Below are 2,672 nucleotides of genomic sequence, written 5' to 3'. Positions count from 1 at the left end.
ATGTGGAAGGGCTCGCTGAGCTTCGAGACGCCGATGCTCTGGACGGTCGGCTTCCTGGTCACCTTCCTCTTCGGTGGTCTGACCGGTGTCCTGCTGGCCTCGCCGCCGATCGACTTCCACGTCTCGGACTCGTACTTCGTCGTCGCCCACTTCCACTACGTGGTCTTCGGCACCGTCGTCTTCGCGATGTTCGCCGGCTTCCACTTCTGGTGGCCGAAGATGACCGGCAAGATGCTGGACGAGCGCCTCGGCAAGATCACCTTCTGGACGCTGTTCTTCGGCTTCCACACCACCTTCCTGGTGCAGCACTGGCTGGGCGCCGAGGGCATGCCCCGCCGTTACGCCGACTACCTGGCCTCGGACGGGTTCACCACCCTGAACACCGTCTCGACCATCGGCTCCTTCGTGCTCGGCCTGTCGATCCTGCCGTTCCTCTACAACGTCTGGAAGACCGCCAAGTACGGCGAGAAGGTCACCGCGGACGACCCGTGGGGCTTCGGCCGCTCCCTGGAGTGGGCGACCTCCTGCCCGCCGCCGCGGCACAACTTCCTCACCCTGCCCCGGATCCGCTCCGAATCCCCGGCCTTCGACCTCCACCACCCGGAGATCGCCGCGCTGGACTACCTGGAGAACCACGGCGAGCCGGCCAAGCACCTCGCGGGTGTGACCCCGGCGAAGTACGACGCCCCGAAGCTGGGCAAGGGCAAGCAGGAGGGTGACGCCTGATGAAGGAACAGGGAAAGATCTTCCTGGGCCTGTCGGTCTTCGTGCTGGCGATGGCCATCACGTACGGCCTGTGGACCAGCAACGCGAAGGACGGCCCGGGCCTGGAGGCCGCCGGCACCACCGCGCTGTTCCTGGCCTTCGCGCTCTGCGCCTTCATCGGCTACTACCTCGCCTTCACCGCCCGTCGGGTGGACAGCGGCGCGGGTGACAACCCCGAGGCCGAGGTGGCGGACGACGCCGGCGAGCTGGGCTTCTTCGCCCCGCACAGCTGGCAGCCGCTCTCGCTGGCGCTCGGTGGCGCGCTCGCGTTCATGGGCGTGATCTTCGGCTGGTGGCTGATGTTCTGGGCCGCCCCGATCATCCTGATCGGCATCTTCGGATGGGTCTTCGAGTTCTACCGGGGCGAGAACCAGAACCAGTAGGTTCCGCCTCCGGCGACAGGGCCGGTCCTCCCGTAACGGGAGGACCGGCCCTGCTGCGTCCCGGGGGTGACCGCCTCACTCACCCGGGTGAACGGAGGGTCGCTCGGATGTCGCTCGCCCCAGGGCGTTCCTACGATCTGATCAATCGTACGAATCGTGCGAACCCCTCGGAGGCGGTCATGGCCGACAGGCGCACAATCGCAGGCATCGGCAGCATCTCGCTGGCGCTCGCAGTGCTGGCCCCGCTGGCCGCCTGCTCGTCCGGCCGGGACGAGGCCGTCGGGCCGCACCGGATCGACGCGGGACCGCTCGTCCACCTCTCGGCCGAGGGCAAGGTCGACCCCTCCAAGCCGGTCACCGTCACCGCGGTGGCGGGCAGCCGGCTCACCGACGTCACCGTGGTCGACCCGGACGGCCGGGTGGTGGCCGGCAAGCTCGCCGACGACCAGCACAGCTGGCAGACCACCGGCCGGCTGCGGGCGAACACCGCGTACGCCGTCCGGATCTCCGCCGACGACGGCCGGAACGGGCGCGGCGACACCACCCAGAACTTCTCCACCCTGGCCGCCCAGCGCCTGCTCACCGCCAAGCTCGGCCCGGACTCCTCGGGCAGCGGCGTCTACGGGGTGGGCCAGCCGCTCACCGCGCAGCTCTCCGAGGCGGTGAAGGACCCCCAGGCCCGCCAGGAGGTCGAACGGGCGCTGACCGTGACCTCCCAGCCCGCCGTCACCGGCGCCTGGTACTGGGTGGACGACAAGAACCTGCACTTCCGCCCGGAGGACTACTGGCCGACCGGTACGACCGTCTCGCTGGCCTTCGACGGCACCGGCAGCCGGATCTCGGACGGCCTCTACGGCGGCGACCGCAGTGCGCTGAAGCTGCGGATCGGCGCGCGGGTCGAGTCGGTGATCGACGCGGCCGCCCACGAGCTCACCCTCAAGCGTGACGGCGTGACGGTCCGGACCATCCCGGTCACCACCGGCAAGCCCGGCTTCGACACCCGCAACGGCATCAAGGTGGTACTCGGCCAGGAGCGTTCCGTCCGGATGAGCGGCGAGACGATCGGCATAGCGGCCGGCAGCTCCGAGTCCTACGACCTGGACGTGAAGTGGGCCACCCGGGTGACCTGGAGCGGCGAGTACGTCCACGCGGCGCCCTGGTCGGTCGGCTCCCAGGGCTACGAGAACGTCAGCCACGGCTGTACCGGGATGAGCACCGACAACGCCGAGTGGTTCTACGACAACACCCGGGTGGGGGACCTGGTGACGGTGGTGAACAGCCGCGGCGCCACCATGGAGCCCTTCGGCAACGGCTTCGGGGACTGGAACATCGACTGGACGGACTGGGTCAAGCACAGCGCCCTCGGACAGCCCCTCAGCACCACCGTCCCGCCCGGCCAGGCCCCCGCCGCGGGGATGATGCGGCCCGAGGTCTAGGGCCTGTCCGGCGGATCTTGCCAGGCGCGCGACGCCGGGCATCCCGCCTGGACGCACGCCCGAATCGCCCAAGTACGTCCAGTACGAG

At 69.5% G+C, this 2,672-nt stretch carries 3 protein-coding genes; all 3 read left to right on the top strand.

Annotated elements, in window-relative coordinates; all coding sequences use genetic code 11:
* A partial coding sequence (locus ACFXPX_RS43715) for a cbb3-type cytochrome c oxidase subunit I (RefSeq protein WP_380645104.1) occupies positions 1 to 726 on the top strand: 726 nt, incomplete at its 5' end.
* Positions 726 to 1,148, top strand: coding sequence for a cytochrome c oxidase subunit 4 (locus tag ACFXPX_RS43710; RefSeq protein WP_375893315.1), 423 nt, complete (start codon positions 726 to 728; stop codon positions 1,146 to 1,148). The genes ACFXPX_RS43715 and ACFXPX_RS43710, both read left to right, overlap by 1 nt.
* A 179-nt stretch (positions 1,149 to 1,327) precedes the next feature.
* Complete coding sequence (locus tag ACFXPX_RS43705; RefSeq protein WP_375893314.1) at positions 1,328 to 2,584, top strand: Ig-like domain-containing protein; 1,257 nt, start codon at positions 1,328 to 1,330, stop codon at positions 2,582 to 2,584.
* Positions 2,585 to 2,672: the final 88 nt, after the last annotated feature.

Origin of the sequence: Kitasatospora sp. NPDC059146, assembly GCF_042786665.1 — a bacterium.
In the GTDB taxonomy this organism is placed as follows: domain Bacteria; phylum Actinomycetota; class Actinomycetes; order Streptomycetales; family Streptomycetaceae; genus Kitasatospora.
The sequence above is the reverse complement of the archived record's forward strand: the minus strand, read 5'-3'. Positions and strand labels throughout refer to the sequence as shown.

Bases quoted from the DNA above. Each gene is read 5' to 3' on its own strand.
- ACFXPX_RS43710 (WP_375893315.1), top strand. From the start codon at position 726: ATGAAGGAACAGGGAAAGATCTTCCTGGGCCTGTCGGTCTTCGTGCTG.
- ACFXPX_RS43705 (WP_375893314.1), top strand. From the start codon at position 1,328: ATGGCCGACAGGCGCACAATCGCAGGCATCGGCAGCATCTCGCTGGCG.